We start from the raw sequence: 16,951 nt of genomic DNA, 5'->3' as shown, positions 1-16,951 counted from the left end.
ATCGACCCGCCGACAGCTTGGGTCTCAAGGAACTCTTCGGAATGCGGGAGGTGGGCTTGTGTCGCTTGTCCCGCGTGCCTTAACATATTGCAACGCAACCCGTTCGAGGTGACGATCACCGTATGGCCAGACGTGCTTGGGGAGGCCCGACCATGCAACAGACGGTTTCGTCCGGTGGCGCTTACGGCGTCCAGGTTCTGATCGCCGGTCGCCACAAGCAGTGGCGGGACGATGTCGCCGCACAACTCCGGCGCGCCGGGTTCGCGCCGACGACGGTCGATTGCGGCGTCGATGCCATGACCGTCCTGGCCCTCGGCTTGCCGGTGGACGTGCTCGTGACGGAGTCGAGCCTCTCGGGGGAACTCGGCTCCGTCGAGCTCGCCCTGGAGGCCCGCGCCCTGCGCCCCGATCTTCCGATCATTCTGGCGAGCGACGGCTGCCGCGAACAGGTCGAGGCCGCCGAGCTTCAGGCGGACGACCTCTACGTGGTCGCGGCCGAACGGACCGATGCCGTCGCGTCCACCGTGCGGGAAGCCCTGAACGCCCGGATCTAAGCGGCGTGCGGTTCCCCGCCCGGCATCGATCTCCTCATACCGCCATCGTACCGAGGGCGGCCGACCGCTCTCCTTCCGTCAGACGATGCAGGGTCGGCCCCGAGGTCCAGACCAGCATCGGCACGATCCGCCGCCCGGGGAAAATCTGCCCGAGCAGGGTGGCGTAGAGGGCGATCTGGCGGGTCTCGCCCTCGGGCAGGGCCGCGTCATCGTCCGGGGGACGACCGGTCTTGAAGTCGGCGACGGTCACGGTGTCGGGGCCGATGGCGAGGCGGTCGACGCGCCCGAACACCGACCGCTCGACACCCGCCGCCACGACACGCCCCGACAAGGTGACCTCGGCCCGGGCATCGGGCGCGAACAGGGGCGCCAGATCCGGATGCTCGAACAGCCGCAGGGTGGCGGCGACGATGCCCTTCTGCGCCGCGGCGTCGAGGGTCGGCGCGCGGGCGCGCACGAAGCGGGTCGCGGCGGCCTTGCGGTGGCGCGAATCGAGGCGCGGCAGGTGCTCGATGAGGGCATGGATGAGCACGCCTCGGCGCCGCGCGTTGGCATCGCCGAGGCGCCGGCCGGGCTGGCGCCGGGGGTCGGCCGCCCCCAGAGCGCCCGAGGGACTCAGCGGCGGCGCGGGCTCGGCCTCGTCCGGCACCCGTGACTCCAGCCAGGACGGGACCGCCGGCGGCGCCGTGACGGAGGGTGCGGCGGCCTCGACGGCCTCGGCCGTGCCGCCCTCGCGCCAGAGGGTGACAGGGCCGTAGGGCCGCTCCATCGCGATGCCGGGCCCGATATTCTCCTCGACGCCCCGGCGGATCATCTCGCACCAGGCGGTCTCGCCCCCGGTATCGTGGCCGCGATATGGGGCGACGACGAGGCGGTCGGCCGCGCGGGTCATGGCGACGTAGAGGAGGCGGTGATGCTCCTCGCGGGCGCGGGCCTGGAGACCGGCCCGGGCCGCCCCGATGGGTTCGCTGTCGTAGGTCTTGGCGCTCGACCAGACCGGCGGCAGCCCCCCCGCGAGGGTGAGGAGCGGCGGGTCGTTGCGGCCCAGCGGCTCGCTGCCATCGATGATCACCACCAGGGGGGCTTCCAGCCCCTTGGCGCCGTGAACGGTCATCACCCGGACCTCGTCGCGCCCGGATTCGAGGTCGCGCTTGACCGTATGCCCCGCCTCGCCCCGCCCCGGCACCGTGGCGTAGCGGGCGAGGAAGCCACCCAGCGACGCCGCCTCCCCGGCCTGCTCGGCCTGGGCGGCGGTGGTGAGGAACACGTCGATGGCGTCCCCCGCTTCGCCGCCGAGGCGCGAGACCAGGGCGCGGCGTCCGCCATGGGCGCCGAGCAGGCCGGCATAGAAGTTGAACGGGCCTTCGCAGCCGGCGAGCCGGATCCACAGCGCGAGGGCGTCCCGCCCCCGGATCGCGGCCGGGTCGCCGGCCTCCGCGTGGCGGGTGAGGGCATCCTCCAGGGTCTCGGATGCGTCCCGGCGCGCGGCGATGCGCACGAGGTCGTCATCGTCGAAGCCGACGAGCGGTGTCTTGAGGGCTCCCGCGAGGGTCAGGTCGTCGGCCGGCAGCAGTCCGGCGCGGCCCACGGCCACGAGGTCGTTGACGGCGATGTGGGCGGCGATGTCGAGGCGGTCCTGTCCGGCCACGGGCACGCCCAAAGCCTTCATGGCGCGGATCACCTCCTCGAACGCCGCAGAGCGCTTGCGCACGAGGATGAGGATGTCGCCCGGACGCCAGACCCGGCCGGTCTCGTCGCCCGTGGTGATCCAGGTGGCGGCCGCCCGTGCGACGCGTCGCGCGGTGACGATGGCCGGCGCGCTGGCCTCGGGCGCATCGACGGGGGCGGCCCATGCATCGGGCTCCGCCTCCGGCTGCGGCTCGGCCACGGGCCAGAGTTCGAGGGCGCCGGGCGCCACGGCGCGGGCCGTGGAATGCACGGTGCCCACCGCCGCATCCTCGAAGGACAGCCCCGCGAAATGCTCCGGCACCTTGAAGGTGGCATCGACGGCGCCGAGGACGCCCCGCGTCGAGCGGAACGACAGGGTGAGGTGCACGTCCTCGAACGGCAGGCCGGCGGCGGCGGCGGCGGCGATCCATTCCCGCCGGGTGGTCTCGAACTCGCGCGGCTCGGCGCCCTGGAAGCTGTAGATCGACTGCTTCGGATCGCCCACGGCGAAGCGCGTGCGAACGACCTCGCGGGCGCCGGTCCCGGCGGCGAACTCGGCGGTGATCCGGCGAAGGATCTCCCACTGGAGCGGATTGGTGTCCTGCGCCTCGTCGACGAGGACGTGGTCGACGCCCCGGTCGAGCTTGTACAGCACCCAGGCGGAATCGACCCGCGCCAGGAGGTCGAGGGTCTTGTGGATCAGGTCGTCGAAGTCGAGGGCGCCGAGACGGGCCTTCTCGGCCTCGATCCGCTTATGGATCTCGGCCGCCAGGGTGAACAGGGCGCGGGTTCGCTCCAAGGCGCGCACGCCCCGCAGGGCATCGTCCAGGGGGGCGATGCGGTCGCGCTCGTCGAGAAGCGCTTGCCGCGCGTCTTCGGGGACGGCCTTTGTGCCGAGACTCCGGTCGGCCTTCGGACTGCCGTCCTTGGTGAAGAACACGGCGCGGTAGGCTTCGATGCGCTGCGGCCCCTCGGCCGCCTCGGCTTCGAGCAGCTTGTCGGCCAATCCCTCGTCGGTGGCCTTGCCCGTGCGCAGGCGGGCGGCGAACGCCGTCAGATCGCCGAGGCCGCCCTCGACCATCTCCCTCTCGACGCCCGCGACCGTCTGGCCCGGCTTGAGGTCCAGGGCGGAGGCGAGCGCCGCGAACGAGGTCCGCAACCCGCCGCGCTCGGCGAACACCCCGCGCGCCCGCATCGCAGCCCGGATGGTCCGGCGCAGGGTGTCGCCCGACGCCTCGGCGCCGACGATGGCCCAGGCCCCCGCGAGGTCGGGAGCGTCGCCCGAAATCGCTTCGGCATAAACGGCGTTCACCGCCGCCTCGAAGGCCGCGTCGGCGTGGTCGTCGTCGAGCACCTCGAAGCGGGCCGGAACATTGGCCTCGAACGGGAACATGTGCAGGAGGCGTTCGCACAGGGCGTGCAGGGTCTCGATCTTGAGCCCCCCCGGCGTCTCCACGGCGCGGGCGAACAGGCGGCGGGCCACTTGCAGCGTGCTGCGCGCGGGCGGCGTGCCGGTCAGCGCCGTCAGCTCCCGCGTCAGGGTGGGTTCGTCGAGGGTGACCCAGCGGCCGAGCACCCGAAACACCCGGATCGACATGTTGGCGGCGGCCGCCTTGGTGAAGGTGAGGCACAGGATGCGCGCCGGAGGCGCCCCATCGAGGAGCAGGCGCACCACCCGGTCGGTGAGCACCTTGGTCTTGCCCGCCCCCGCATTGGCCGAAACCCAGGCCGAGGCCCCCGGATCGGCGGCCCGGCGCTGAGATTTCTGGGTGATGTCGTCGACGACGAAGGCCTTCGCGTGCGCCGTCATGCGTCGTCTCCTTCGCCACCCAGCGACCATTCGAGCACCCGGGCGAGGTGATCGTACTCGCCGTAGGATTTGGCGAATTTCGGATAAGGCCGCGAGGTGTAGGCCGCCTCCCCCGTGAGGAAGCGGGCGAGGAGGCCGCGCAGGCGGGCCTCGTGTTCGGCCACGATGGCGGCGACGGCGCGTTCCTCCCCCTTGGGCGGCTTGATCGGGGCGGGCTCGAAGGGTTTACGCCCGCCGGACGCATGAACGTAGAGGAGGTCCGGCGTCGCGCTCGCGCGGGGCAGGCCGGCGAAGGCGCCGTGCAGGAGCATGGCCGCCTCCAGGGTGAGCTGCGGCGAGAAGCCGGCGAAGACCTCCCGGTTGCTCGGGGGTTGGCCAGTCTTGAAGTCGACGATGCAGGCGGTGCCGTCGCGGCCGAGTTCGATCCGGTCGGCGCGGGCCCGTAGGGTGAAGGTCTCGCGGCCGAGGGGGATCAGCCACTTGCCCGAAACCTCCGCGTGGACGCGGGTGAGGCCGCCCCGGCGCGCCTCTTCCCAATCGAGGAATTTTTCGGACAGCCGCTCGTAGCGCGGCCACCACTCGGCGTAGAGCTCAGGGTAGGTGGCCGCGATGGTGGCGAACGCGTCCTTGGCGATGGCGCCGAGCTTGGCGCGGCCCACCGCCGGCTCGGGCAGAGCCGCCGGATAGGTCTCCGCGAATTTGCCCAGGATCTCATGGATCAGGGTGCCGCGCTCGCTCGCCCCCGGCAGGGCCGCCACGGGCTCCAGGGGATCGAGGCCGAGCACGTGGCGGGCGAAGATCACATAGGGATCGCGCACCAGGGTCTCGATCTCGGTGACACTCAAGGTGCGGGGGAAGAGGGCCGGGTCCGGCCGGGGCTTCGGCTGGGTCAGGCGCGGCACCGGGCCGGTGCCGCGATCGAGATGGGCGGCATAGGCCAGGAAGCGCCGGCCTTCCGTCACGGCCCGCTCCCAGCAGGCCTCCCCGGCGAAGGCGCGCAGGCGCTGGAGGAAGCGCGACGGCACCGTCGGCGCGCCCTCGCGCTTGGCCGCGCGGGTGATGACGACGTCGTGGTGGCCTAAGGCCTCGACGAAATCGTGGGCGCTCTGGCCGATGCGGCGTTCCGGCGGATTGAGGCCGACGCGCTCGCGCATGGGCCGGTTGAGGAAGGCGTCCGTGACGGTCTTCATCGGCCACACGCCCTCGTCGAGGCCGCCGAGCACCATGCGGTCCACGGTCATGAGGCGGGCCTCGAGAAGGCCGAGGATGCGCAGGCGCGGATGCGGGCGCCCGTGCCCGCAGGCGACGGGCCGCTCGGCCGCGAGGGCGGTGAAGAAGGCCGGGTAATCGGAAAAGTGCCCGGGCAGGAGGCCCGGCTCGGCCATGCCGAGATCGTCGAACAGCGTGTCGAGGACGTCGAGGGAGGCGTCGTCGAGGGGCTCGGCATCCCCCGCCTCCGGCTCCGCCAGCAGCGCCTCGACGGTGGCCCGGTGACAGGACGCGTAGGCGACGAGGTTCCCGACACCGTCGTGATCCCCCGGCGGGAAGCCCGCGAAGGCGGCCTCCAGGCGGGTGAGGAGATCGCCGGCGAGATCCCAATCGACATCCACGAGGCGGCGCTTGGCCCGGGGCCGGCGCCCGGTGGCGCCGCGCTGGTCCGCCACGGCCCGGTGCAGGCCGGCGAAGCCCGGAGCCGGGGCGGGCCCCCGCAGGGCACCGATCTCCAAGGCGGCGGCGGCCCGCACCACGTCGCTGCGCGACAGGCCGAGGCGCACGAAGGGGTGGGCCAGGAGGGCGATGACGCGCCGGGGGCAGAGGTCGGCGGCGCATTCGGCGGCGAGCCGCGCGAGGCGACCGGCCCGGCTGCACGACAGGGCCTCGCCGGCCGAATCTTCGGCCACGATCCCCCAGCGGGCGAGTTCGGCCGCCACCCGGACGGCGAGGTTCCGGTCCGGCGTGACGAGGGCGGCGGTGGCGCCGGGCGTCTCCAGGGTTTCGCGCAGCGCGATGGCGATGGCGAGGGCCTCCTCGCGCTCGTCGGTGGCCTCGATCACGGCGATGCCCGCCATGCCGGCCTCGCCGAGGGCGGCACGGGCCTCGGCCAAGAGTTCGGCCCAGGCCTCCGTGGTCTCGGCGGGACGCAGGGCCTGGGACAGGAGGGTGGCACGCGCCCGCGCGGCGGCACCGGGCTCGCCCAGGATCGTGGCGGCGCTGCGGGGACAATCGAGGCCGGTCGGCCCGAGGAGCCGGTGCAGGATCGCCTGGGGGTGGCCGTGGGTGACGGTCTTCGAGGCGCCTTCCCCGGTCTCGATGGCATCCCAACCGGCCGCGTCGAGGTCGGTGTCGAGGCCCGGCAGCACCACGGCGCCCCGGGGCAGGCCCCGGATCGCCGCGATCAGCCGGGTGGTCGCCGGCACCGATCCCGTGGAGCCGGCGATGATCACCGGGGTGGTCGGGCGTTCGCGCCGCAGGCGGTCGGCCTCCGCGACCACGAGGCGGCGCGAGCGCGCCACGGGATCGCTCATGTGCCGCTCGGCCAGGATGACCGGCCAATGCTCGGCGGCGATCTTCACGAAGTTCAGGGTCAGGCCGAAATAGCGGGAATACTCGACCTCGACGGCGCCGCCGATCTCCTCCCAGGGCAGGCCCTCGACGGTGAGGGCATCCATGAGGCGTTCGAGGTCCGCTGCCAGGGCGACGGCATCGGCCGGCGAGGACGGCACCAGGAACGGCACGTCGTCGTCGAGGGGCAGCAGGGTCCGGTCCACGGCCTCGGCCCATTGCTGAACGAGGCGGGCGAGGATGAGCCGGCGCTCGAGCGCCGGCATGGCCGGCGCGAGGATGTCGGGTCCGTTCTCCAAGAGGGGCGTGGTGGCGAGGTCGAGCTCGGCCTCGTCGGCCTCGCCGAGGGGCACCATCCGGGGCAGCAGGGCGGCCCGCCCGAGGCGCTCCGCCAGGAGGGCGGCCAGGGCCTTCGTGGCCCGGCGCGTCGGCAAGTAGAGGGTGACGGCGGCGAGCGCGAACGGATCGTCGCCGAGATCGCCCACCAGCCGACCGGACAGCAGGGCGTCGGCGAGGGTCGGCAGGAACGGCGCACCGGGCGGGATGGTGAAGAGACGGGAGGGCGCCGCCGAGTCGTCTTGCGCTTGGGTCAGCTCAACCACCGTCGAAGTTCATCGGGAGGCGCGCAGGCCCGTGGTTCCGCGCGATGGGGCCGGCACTCTAGCCTCCCGGTAGGCCCACGCAACGCGGCAGCGTGAAGCCCCGCTCACAGCCCCTCACGGCATCTGCGCGCTGGCCCTCACCCGCGCCTCGGCGGCCTCGATGGCCTCCGGCGTGCCGACATGGAGCCACTGGCCGTCGAGGCGCAGGCCGTGGAGGCGGTCGGCCGCGATGGCGCGGTCGAACAGGAGGTTGAGGGAGAACGCGCCCTCGGGCGTCTCGGCGAACAGGCCCGGCTTCAGGATGGCGACGCCGGCATAGATGAAGGGTGCGACCTCGCGCTCGCCGCGCCGCTCGAGGCGGCCGTCTGACGCCATCACGAAGTCGCCCGCGCCCTCGTAGCCGAGGCTGGTGGCGGTGGGGGCGACGAGCAGCAGAATGTCCATGGTCTCCGGCGACCATGCGGCGACGAGGCGCGCGAGATTGGAATCCGGTCCCTCCAGCCAGAACGAATCCGCGTTGAAGACCACGAACGGATCGTCGCCGAGGAGCGGCAAGGCCTTCTTCACCCCGCCGCCGGTCTCCAGCAGGCTGTCCCGCTCGTCCGAGACCACGATCTTAGGCGCGACCTTGCGCTTGGCGACATGCCCCTCGATGAGGTCGGCGAGGTAGTGGACGTTGACCACGGCCTGCTGGATTCCCCCTTCCGCCGCCCGGTCGAGGGCATGGTCGAGGAGCGCCCGGCCCGCCACCTCGACGAGGGGCTTCGGCACCGTCGCGGTGATGGGGCGCATGCGCTTGCCGAGGCCGGCGGCGAGGACGAAGGCGCGGGTGATGGGGGGCGTGGCGGTCATTCCGGCGGTCTCGTGGCACGCGTTCGGGCAGGACGAAGGATCGAGTGTGCCCTCAGATGGGCAGCCGCACGGTTCCGTCGCTCAACGGGATCAGTTCAGGGTTCCAGGCGACTTCCCAGAGGGTTCCATCGGGATCGGCGAAGTAGCCGGAATATCCGCCCCAGAATACGTCCTGAGCGGGCTTCACCAGGGTGGCGCCGGCGCGCACGGCCTCTGCAAGCACCGCGTCGGTCTCCGCCCGGCTCGCGGTGTTGTGGGCGAGGGCGAAGCCGCGAAAGCCGCTGCCCTCGGCGGAGACGCCGGCATCCTCGGCCAGGGCCGCGCACGGATAGAGCGACAGGACGAGGCCGCCGAGCTGAAAGAACGCGACGCCCTCAGAGGCGTAGGCCGAACGGGTCCAGCCGAGGGCTTCGTAGAAGCGCGACGCCCGAGCGAGGTCGGCGACGCCGAGGGTCACGAGGGTAAGACGCGGGTCCATGGGCGTCACGCTTCCTCAGACGCCGCCGGGACAGCCGTCTTGGACACGAGGTCCGGAAGGTGCTCGGCGTGCCAGAGGCGCAGACGGGTCAGGGCCGGGTGGGCGAGGTTGCGCGCCAGATAGCCCTCGATGCGGGGGAGATGCGCGAGGTAACCCGGCTTGCCGTCCCGCCGGTCGAGGCGGGCGAAGATGCCGAGGATCTTCGTGGCGCGCTGCGCGGCCAGCACCGCATAGGCGCGGGCAAAGCCCTGCATGTCGAAATCGGGCTCGCGGTTGCGGCGCTCGCGGACGTAGAGCCCGAGGAGCCGCAACTCGAAATCGGCGGTCGCGTCAACGCGGGCGTCCTGCAGGAGGGAGGCGACATCGTAGGCCGGATGGCCGAGCACCGCATCCTGGAAGTCGATGAGGCCGATGCGCTCCAAGCCCTCGCGCTGGGGCAGCCAGATCAGGTTCGGGGAGTGGTAGTCCCGCAGGGTCCAGGTCGGGCGCTCGGGGATGATGCTGCCCAGGACCTCGGCCCAGAGGGCGACGAACTCAGAGCGGGCCGGGGCGGAGAGGTCCGCCCCCCGGATCGCCGGGCAGTACCAATCGGGGAGCAATTCCGTCTCGAACACCAGGGCTTCGAGATCGTAAGGGGGCAAGACGTGGTCGATGCCGTCGGCCACGGGCAGCACGCCGGGCAGTTCGGTGGCGTGGAGCTTGGCGAGCAGGCGCACGGCCTCGGCGTAGCGCTCGGGGCGCGGTCCGTGGGCGTCCACCACGGGCTCGGAGCCGAGATCCTCGATGATGAGCAGGCCCTCGGCGAGATCCTCGCCGTAGATGCGCGGCGCCGAGAAGCCCAGTGCCCGCAGGCCGCGATCGACGCCCACGAAGGCGTGGACGCTCTCGGCGAGCTTGACGATGGCGCTGTAGGGCTTGCCGTTGCGCACGGGCGGGCCGTCGCTGCGGGGCGGCGAGACCATGAGGACGGCGCGACTGCCATCGGGCTTCACCAGGCGCTCGTAGAGGCGCGAGGAAGCATCGCCCTGCATGGGGCTGCGCACGGCCTCGTCCCAGCCGCTGCGCACGAGGAGGATGCGCAGGGCGCGGGCGCGTCTCAGGCGCGCGGCCATGCCGCCGGAGCCGTCGATGCGGGCGAAGCGCGCCCCGTCGCCGAATTCGGCACGCAACGACAGATCGACGGAGAGGATCGGTCCCTCACGGTTTCCGAGGCGCTCGGGCCATTCCACCAGGGTGATGGCCGCCTCGGTCATCTCGTCGAAGCCGAGTTCCACGAGTTCGTCGGGGCTGCGCAGGCGGTAGAGGTCGGCGTGGACGATCTGACGTCCGTTCGCGGCCTCGTAGGGCTGGATCAGGGTGAAGGTCGGGCTCGGCACGTCGAGGTCGGGCGTGCCGGTGAGTTCGCGGATGAGGGCGCGGGCAAGGGTGGTCTTGCCGCCGCCGAGGCCGCCGGACAGGGCGACGAGATCGCCCGGCACCAGCATCTCGGCCAGGAAACGGCCGAGATCCTCCGTCGCGCCCTCGTCGGGCAGCATGATCTCCCAGGCCGATCTGGCCTCACGCCGGGGCGTGTCCGCACCGTCCTCGTTCAACGCCCAACTCCTACCGTGGCTGCGGGCCGTCGCGGGACCGCAGGGTGGCGCCCATCATAGGCGCGCATCCTTAACCAAAACCCCGGCCCGACCGAAGGCTCCCTATTCGGCGGCGGCCCGCCGCGCATTCGTCGTCGCGATGGGGAAGGTGCAGGTGACGCGGGTGCCGGCGCCCGGTGCGGATTCGAGTTCGACGCGCCCACCATGCAGTTCGACGAAGGAGCGTACGATGGACAGGCCGAGGCCGACGCCGCGATGGCGGGTGCCGAGGGTGTTGCTCTCGAACCGGTCGAACACCCGGGCGGCCACCTCCTCGGGCATGCCGGGCCCCCGATCGATGACCGCGAGGGTGAGTTCGCTGGCGCTGCGCCGGACCTCGACGCGGACGGTCTGGCCGGGCGAGGAGAAGCCGACCGCGTTGGAGAGCAGGTTGAACAGGATCTGACGCACGCGCTTGCCGTCGGCGACGAAGCTGCCGATGTCCTCCGGCAGATCGAGGTCGAGATCGATGGCCGCCTCGGCGAGGCGATCCTCCAGGCCGCGCACGGCCGCCTCGACGGTGGCGCGCACGTCCACCACCTCCCGCGACAGCTCCAGGGAACCGGCATCGATGGAGGCAAGGTCCAGGATGTCGTTGATCATCACCAGGAGCGCGCCGGACGAGCGCATGATGTGGCCGGAATACTCGCGCTGGCGCTCGTTGAGGGCGCCCACGGTCTCGTCGCCGAGCAGCTGGGTGAAGCCGATGATGTTGGTGAGCGGCGAGCGCAGCTCGTAGGAGACGTGGTTCACGAAGGTGTCGCGCAGCTGGGCGGTGCGCTCCAGGGCGTCGTTCTTGTCGGTCAGCGCCCGCTCGACGTTCACGCTGGCGGTGACGTCGATGAGGGTGAGGAGGGTGGCGCCCTCCGGTAGGGGCTGGGCGGCGCAGTCGAGGACCGTGCCGTCCACCACCTCCAGGCGGCAGGTGAGGCCGGCCCGGCTCTCCAAGCCGGTGATGGCGCCGCGGATGTCGAGCCAGGGCTCCTCGTTCGGCGAGAGATCGCGGCAGGCCTCGATCACGGTGTCGACGCGGGGCCGCTCGGACAGGGTCTCGGCGTCGAGGCGCCAGAGGGTGGCGAAGGCGCGGTTGGCGAAGGTGAGGCGGCCGTCGGCGCCAAACACCGCCACGGGCTCCTTCAGGGTGTCGAGGGTCTCGGCCTGCACCCGCATCAGGGCGTTGTAGCGGGACTCGAGCTTCATGTTCTCCGAGACGTCGTCGAACAGATAGGTCAGGCCGCCCTGCGGGTTCGGGTCGGCGACGACGCGCAGGGACCGCCCGTCGGGCAGGTACCACCACGCCTCGCGGGCCTCCACGGCGCGATAGGCGGCGAGAATATCGGCTTTCCACGACTTGAAGTCGGCCTGTTCCGGCAATTTGCGCGCGGCGCGCAGACGGTCGAGGATCTCGCCGTCGAGGGGTCGGCCCTCCAGGAACGGCTGGTCGAGGTCCCAGAGCTGGCGATAGGCGGCGTTGTGGAAGATGAGGCGCTGGCGGGCGTCGAACATCGCCACCGCCGTGGGCAGCTGGTCGAGGGTGCGGACGTTGGCGTCCATCTGGCGCTGCAGGTCGGCGCGGACGCTCTCCAGTTCCGACACGTCGACGGCGATGCCGACCCGCCCGGCTTCGACCTCGCTCTCCGTCACGTCGAGGATGCGCAGGCCGCCGGCCACCACGGCGGAGAGGCGCAGGGTTGCGCCCCCGGCCGCGCCACGGGTCTCGTCGGCCCGGGCCACGAGGTCGCGGGCTTGCCGGTCGAGGAGTTCGAGACCGAGGGCGGCCTCGCGGTTCTCGGCCTCGACGGCGGCGACGTAGGCGGTGTTGACCCAGGCCAGCGCCCCGTCGCGGTTGCGCCGCCACAGGGGCTGGGGAATGGCGTCGAGGAGGCTGCCGAGGGCCGAGAGACCGCGCCGCGCCTCGTCGAGGGTCAGGCGCAAGTCGATGAGTTCACGGCGTTCTTCCGTGGTCTCGCGCAGGCGCAGCAGGGCGCGACCGGTGAGGGCCTGCCCCTGCGCCTCGACGAAGCGACCGTCCTGCGTGCGCAGATTGAGGCGGAAGCCCGTGCCCCGGGCGCGCAGGCCCTCGACGGCGGCGGCGAGGTCGCGGGCGTCGGAAGGCTGGAGCCAGGCCTCGAATTGCAGCAGGCGCTCGGGATCGTCGGATGCGGGGCGACGCCCGTCGACGGCGAAGCCGGCGTCGCCCTCGACGAGACCGGGGCCGCGCCCGGTCCAGGTGACGAGAACCTGACGCTCGGAATTCAGCAGCATCTCGGCGCGGTCGTGGGCGCCGCGCAGGTGGGCGAGCTCGTCGGCGAGCTCCGCCTCGCGGTGGCTCCAGCGGGTGCGCTCGCGCATGTGGAGCAGGGAGAGGATGGTCGAGAACACCGTCAGCCCGATGAGAATCGCGAGGCCGGCGGCGTTGTGCGTGTGCGGCCCGAGGCCGATCGTCCAGATGGACGCCTCCGGCCCGGCGGCGTGTGCCGGCCCACCGGCCATTGCGACGACGACAGCACCGGCGCACACCACGGCGTGCGCCGTTCGATCGACCCTCATTCCGGTCCGTCCCCAAGAATCCCTGACGCGGCGCGGAACGCGCCTTCCCCGCTCCCGACCCCGAAGGGTTCGAGCGGCTCACCCCACCTGAGGAATCACCGCACACTAGCGCGAGGCGGAATCCTCCCGGAAGAGGGTCGGGGCCGACTTTCCCGGTTTCGGACACGTGGTCCGCCAAGGCCGCACAAAAGTCACACTGCGGCCAAGCTCGAGGCTCCCCAGGCACGAAAAAGGCCCGGCGGCAAGCCGGGCCTTTTCACGATTCGCGTGGGACGGATGGCGCCCCGTTCGGGGCGCCGGCCGCTCAGTAGCGGTAGTGGTCGGGCTTGAACGGGCCGTTCTCGGAGACGCCGATATAGGCGGCCTGATCGGGGCGCAGCTTCGAGAGCTTCACGCCGATCTTTTCCAGATGCAGGAGGGCCACCTTCTCGTCCAGCGCCTTCGGCAGGGTGTAGACCTGACGCTCGTACTTGCCCGGGTTGGTCCAGAGTTCGATCTGGGCCAGCGTCTGGTTCGTGAACGAGGCCGACATCACGAAGGACGGGTGGCCCGTGGCGTTGCCGAGGTTCACCAGACGTCCCTCCGACAGGAGGATGATGCGGTGGCCGTCGGGGAAGGTGATCTCGTCCACCTGCGGCTTGATGTTCGACCACTGGAGGTTCTTCAGGCCGGCGACCTGAATCTCGTTGTCGAAGTGGCCGATGTTGCAGACGATGGCCCGGTCCTTCATCGCCCGCATGTGGTCGAGGGTGATGATGTCCTTGTTGCCGGTGGCCGTCACGAAGATGTCGGCGCGGGGCGCGGCGTCTTCCATGGTGACGACCTCGTAGCCTTCCATGGCGGCCTGGAGGGCGCAGATCGGATCGATCTCGGACACCAGCACGCGGCAGCCGGCATGGCGGAGCGACGAGGCCGAACCCTTGCCGACATCGCCGAAGCCCGCGACCATGGCGACCTTGCCGGCCATCATCACGTCGGTGCCGCGGCGGATGCCGTCGACGAGCGATTCGCGGCAGCCGTAGAGGTTGTCGAACTTCGACTTCGTGACGGCGTCGTTCACGTTGATCGCCGGGAAGAGCAGCTTGCCCTCCTTGGCGAGGTTGTAGAGGCGATGCACGCCCGTGGTGGTCTCTTCCGAGACGCCCTTGATCGAGTCGGCGAGGCCCGCGAACCAGCCCTTGGGCTTCTCGGCGAGCTTCTTCTTGAGGAGGGCGAAGAAGATCTCTTCCTCTTCCGATTCCGGCTTGTCGAGGAAGGCGGTGTCGCCGTTCTCGGCGCGCAGACCCAGGTGGACGAACATGGTGGCGTCGCCGCCATCGTCGAGGATCATGTTCGGCATGCCGCCGTCATGCCAGTCGAACAGCTTCGAGGTGTAGTCCCAGTACTCCTCCAGGGTCTCGCCCTTGATGGCGAAGACCGGGATGCCGGCGGCCGCGATGGCGGCGGCGGCGTGGTCCTGGGTCGAGTAGATGTTGCACGACACCCAGCGGATGTCGGCGCCCAGCGCCTTCAGGGTCTCGATGAGCACGGCCGTCTGGATCGTCATGTGCAGCGAGCCGGCGATCTTCGCGCCCTTCAGGGGCTGCGACGGACCGTATTCCTCACGCGTCGCCATCAGGCCGGGCATTTCCGTCTCGGCGATGGAAATTTCCTTGCGGCCGTACTCGGCGAGGCCGATGTCCTTGACGATGTAATCCTGGGCCATGGTGTCCGTCTCCGCTTGGGTTGGCCGGGCCTATAGCAGGCAGCGGGGCGCGAGGCAATCAAGACATAAAGATGTCTTTATGCGATTGCCGGGCGGCGGGCGCGGGTCGGACGCGTTCCCAGCATCTCCAGAACCGGTCGAGACCGGACACCGATGGGTTCTCGCACCGAAACACCCGCCCCCCGGTCCGCCGACGTTACAAAACATCCGCACGTTGTTGCGTTCGCGCAAACGCGGCGCGCCCGCGCATTGTGTCGGCGCGGCGCCGGATTAAACAATTCCCTCAATCGTACGGCCCTCGAAGGCCGGCGAACGCATGGGAGGGACGCCGTGGCTTCATTTTCGGAACAGGACCGATCCAGATCGAAGGTCGCGACGGTGTTGCGCGTCACCAGCGGCAACTTCCTGGAGATGTTCGATTTCTTCCTGTTCGGGTTCTACGCGTCCTACATCTCGAAGGCGTTCTTCCCCGTCGCCAACGAGTACGCGTCCCTGATGCTGACGTTCGTGACCTTCGGCGCCGGCTTCCTCATGCGCCCCCTCGGAGCGGTGATTCTCGGCGCCTATGTCGACCGCATCGGGCGGCGCCAGGGCCTCATCGTCACCCTCACCATCATGGCGGCGGGCACGATCCTCATCGCGTTCGTGCCGGGCTACGCGAGCATCGGGCTGTTCGCCCCGTTCATCGTGCTCATCGGCCGCCTGCTGCAGGGGTTCTCGGCCGGCGTCGAACTCGGCGGCGTCTCCGTCTACCTCGCGGAGATGTCGACGCCGGGCAACAAGGGCTTCTACGTCTCGTGGCAATCGGGCAGCCAGCAGGTCGCCGTGATGTTCGCCGCGATGATCGGCTACGTCCTCAACCATTGGCTCGCCCCGGCGGAGATGGGCGATTGGGGCTGGCGGATCCCCTTCTTCATCGGCTGCGCCATCGTGCCGTTCCTGTTCTACATCCGCCGCTCCCTGGAGGAGACGGAGGAGTTTCTCCAGCGCAAGGTTCGCCCGAGCACGGGTCAGATCTTCGCGTCGCTCGGCCAGAACTGGCGCATCGTCGGCCTCGGCATGCTCCTCGTCGCCATGACGACGATCTCGTTCTACACCATCACGGTCTACACCCCGACCTTCGGCAAGACCGTCCTCAAGCTGTCCGACACGGACAGCCTACTGGTGACCTTCTGCACCGCCCTGTCGAACCTGTTCTGGCTCCCCGTCATGGGGGCGCTGTCCGACCGGATCGGCCGCAAGCCGCTCCTCGTCGCGTTCTCGGCCCTCACCCTGCTCACCGCCTATCCGGCGCTCGCCTGGCTCGTGGCCAACGCGTCCTTCACCAACATGCTCGCGGTCCTGCTGTGGCTGTCGTTCCTCTACGGCAGCTACAACGGCGCCATGGTGGTGGCGCTGACGGAAATCATCCCCGTGACCGTGCGGACGGCGGGATTCTCCCTCGCGTATTCCCTCGCCACGGCGTTCTTCGGCGGCTTCACGCCCCTGGTCTCGACGTGGCTCATCGAGGTGACGGGCAATCCGGCGGCCCCGGGCTACTGGATGGCGTTCGGCGGCGCCTGCGGCCTCGTCGCCACCCTCGTCATCTACCGGGGCATCGCCATGCGGGACCGTCCGTCCGCCGCCGCCGCGACGCTCTCCTCACGCTGATCGCCGCGTGGGCACGGTCGCCCCTCCCACCGGCAGGCCCGCCCCCTCGGGGGGCGGGAAGGTTCGCGGCGGGAATCCCCGATTCGCCCGATCGTCGGGCCGAGGCTAGTGCATCGATCCAGACGGAGGCTTCAGCCGCGTCTGGGAAAATTGATGCAAAAACAAAAGCCTCGTGCTCTGGCGCAGGAACGAAGTGATTGCGTCACAGCACGAGGCCCTACGGCGCCTTGTTGGTCTCGGCCGGCTTCGTCTCCGTGGTCGTGGTCGTGGTGCCGGCGGCCTTGGCGTCCGTGGCTTTGGCGTCGGGTTTGGCCTTGCCGAGGTAGATGTATTCGGGCGCGGCGCGCAGCTGATCCTTGTTGGTGTCGATGACCGCCTTCAGGGAGGCGTTGTCGACGCGGGTGATCTTCAGGGCGGAGGGGTCGATGGCGACGTATTTCGTGCCGAGGCCGAGGAAGCCGCCGACGCCCACCACCCAGGACTTCACGGTGTTCTTGTCGTCGAGCACCACGTCGGCGATCTCGCCGATGGTCTCGTTGGCGCCGTTCTGGATCGTCAGGCCCACGAGCTTGGACGTCACCCTGTCGCTCGGGTTCTGGGCCACGAAGGTCGGGCGCAGGTCGTCGGCCAGCGTCGCGGGGGCGGCCGGCACGGGCGCGCTCGCCTCCGGCGTCGGAGCGGGAGCGTTTTGGGCAAACGCCCCGACGCTGCTCGCGACGAGGAGGGCGGTGCCGAGGAACAGGCTGCGCATGGGAAGGCTTTCGGATCGGGATGTGGGGGCCGGGCGGGCCGTCTCGAACGCTCAAGCTCGGGGGCGCCGGATGGTTCCGCGCCACGGCGTGCGATGCGGTCGTCATCCGGCCGGTTTGCATCGGCCGCGCCGTCCCCT

Annotated in this window: 10 protein-coding genes; 2 read left to right on the top strand and 8 right to left on the bottom strand. The window is 70.8% G+C overall.

Going from position 1 to position 16,951, the window contains the following annotated elements:
• The first annotated feature begins 152 nt into the window (after window positions 1–152).
• Window positions 153–554 carry a response regulator gene (locus BM249_RS03650; RefSeq protein ID WP_091969108.1) on the top strand — a complete coding sequence of 134 codons (402 nt, stop codon included), beginning with the start codon at window positions 153–155 and terminating at the stop codon, window positions 552–554.
• 34 nt (window positions 555–588) lie between these two features.
• Here BM249_RS03650 and addA read toward each other — a convergent pair whose 3' ends face one another.
• The 7 genes from addA to ahcY form a co-directional block, all read right to left on the bottom strand.
• On the bottom strand, window positions 589–4,032 hold the full coding sequence (gene addA, locus BM249_RS03645) for a double-strand break repair helicase AddA (RefSeq protein ID WP_091969106.1): 3,444 nt from the start codon (window positions 4,030–4,032) through the stop codon (window positions 589–591).
• A complete protein-coding gene (gene addB, locus BM249_RS03640) occupies window positions 4,029–7,196 on the bottom strand; it encodes a double-strand break repair protein AddB (protein WP_244528572.1) in 3,168 nt (1,055 codons plus the stop codon). The genes addA and addB overlap by 4 nt, the downstream gene beginning before the upstream one ends.
• 114 nt (window positions 7,197–7,310) lie before the next feature.
• Window positions 7,311–8,048, bottom strand: a complete 738-nt coding sequence (locus BM249_RS03635; protein WP_091969104.1) for a nucleotidyltransferase family protein — start codon at window positions 8,046–8,048, stop codon at window positions 7,311–7,313.
• A gap of 52 nt (window positions 8,049–8,100) precedes the next feature.
• A complete protein-coding gene (locus BM249_RS03630; protein ID WP_091969102.1) occupies window positions 8,101–8,526 on the bottom strand; it encodes a VOC family protein in 426 nt (141 codons plus the stop codon).
• A gap of 5 nt (window positions 8,527–8,531) precedes the next feature.
• Window positions 8,532–10,061 (bottom strand): tRNA (adenosine(37)-N6)-threonylcarbamoyltransferase complex ATPase subunit type 1 TsaE, encoded by a 1,530-nt coding sequence (gene tsaE, locus BM249_RS03625; protein WP_091969341.1) that lies wholly within the window; start codon window positions 10,059–10,061, stop codon window positions 8,532–8,534.
• 159 nt (window positions 10,062–10,220) lie between these two features.
• Entirely contained in the window at window positions 10,221–12,707 is a 2,487-nt protein-coding gene (locus BM249_RS03620) for a sensor histidine kinase (RefSeq protein WP_091969100.1), read from the bottom strand.
• 304 nt (window positions 12,708–13,011) lie between these two features.
• A complete protein-coding gene (gene ahcY / locus BM249_RS03615) occupies window positions 13,012–14,412 on the bottom strand; it encodes an adenosylhomocysteinase (RefSeq protein ID WP_091969098.1) in 1,401 nt (466 codons plus the stop codon).
• A 330-nt stretch (window positions 14,413–14,742) separates the two neighbouring features.
• Here ahcY and tcuC point away from each other — a divergent pair, with 330 nt between their 5' ends.
• Entirely contained in the window at window positions 14,743–16,062 is a 1,320-nt protein-coding gene (gene tcuC / locus BM249_RS03610; RefSeq protein WP_091969096.1) for an MFS transporter, read from the top strand.
• Window positions 16,063–16,279: 217 nt separating this feature from the next.
• On the opposite strand, the gene BM249_RS03605 is transcribed toward tcuC, so the two are convergent.
• Window positions 16,280–16,813, bottom strand: coding sequence for a PRC-barrel domain-containing protein (locus tag BM249_RS03605; protein WP_091969094.1), 534 nt, complete (start codon window positions 16,811–16,813; stop codon window positions 16,280–16,282).
• Window positions 16,814–16,951 lie beyond the last annotated feature (138 nt).

The sequence above is a fragment of the Methylobacterium gossipiicola genome, from assembly GCF_900113485.1.
Taxonomy (GTDB): domain Bacteria; phylum Pseudomonadota; class Alphaproteobacteria; order Rhizobiales; family Beijerinckiaceae; genus Methylobacterium; species Methylobacterium gossipiicola.
This window is presented reverse-complemented; position numbering and strand designations above follow the sequence as displayed.

Excerpts from the sequence above, each read along its gene's own strand:
- BM249_RS03650 (WP_091969108.1), top strand. The coding sequence starts at position 153 with ATGCAACAGACGGTTTCGTCCGGTGGCGCTTACGGCGTCCAGGTTCTG.
- addA (WP_091969106.1), bottom strand. The coding sequence starts at position 4,032 with ATGACGGCGCACGCGAAGGCCTTCGTCGTCGACGACATCACCCAGAAA.
- BM249_RS03635 (WP_091969104.1), bottom strand. The coding sequence starts at position 8,048 with ATGACCGCCACGCCCCCCATCACCCGCGCCTTCGTCCTCGCCGCCGGC.
- BM249_RS03630 (WP_091969102.1), bottom strand. The coding sequence starts at position 8,526 with ATGGACCCGCGTCTTACCCTCGTGACCCTCGGCGTCGCCGACCTCGCT.
- tsaE (WP_091969341.1), bottom strand. The coding sequence starts at position 10,061 with ATGCTGCCCGACGAGGGCGCGACGGAGGATCTCGGCCGTTTCCTGGCC.
- BM249_RS03620 (WP_091969100.1), bottom strand. The coding sequence starts at position 12,707 with ATGAGGGTCGATCGAACGGCGCACGCCGTGGTGTGCGCCGGTGCTGTC.
- ahcY (WP_091969098.1), bottom strand. The coding sequence starts at position 14,412 with ATGGCCCAGGATTACATCGTCAAGGACATCGGCCTCGCCGAGTACGGC.
- BM249_RS03605 (WP_091969094.1), bottom strand. The coding sequence starts at position 16,813 with ATGCGCAGCCTGTTCCTCGGCACCGCCCTCCTCGTCGCGAGCAGCGTC.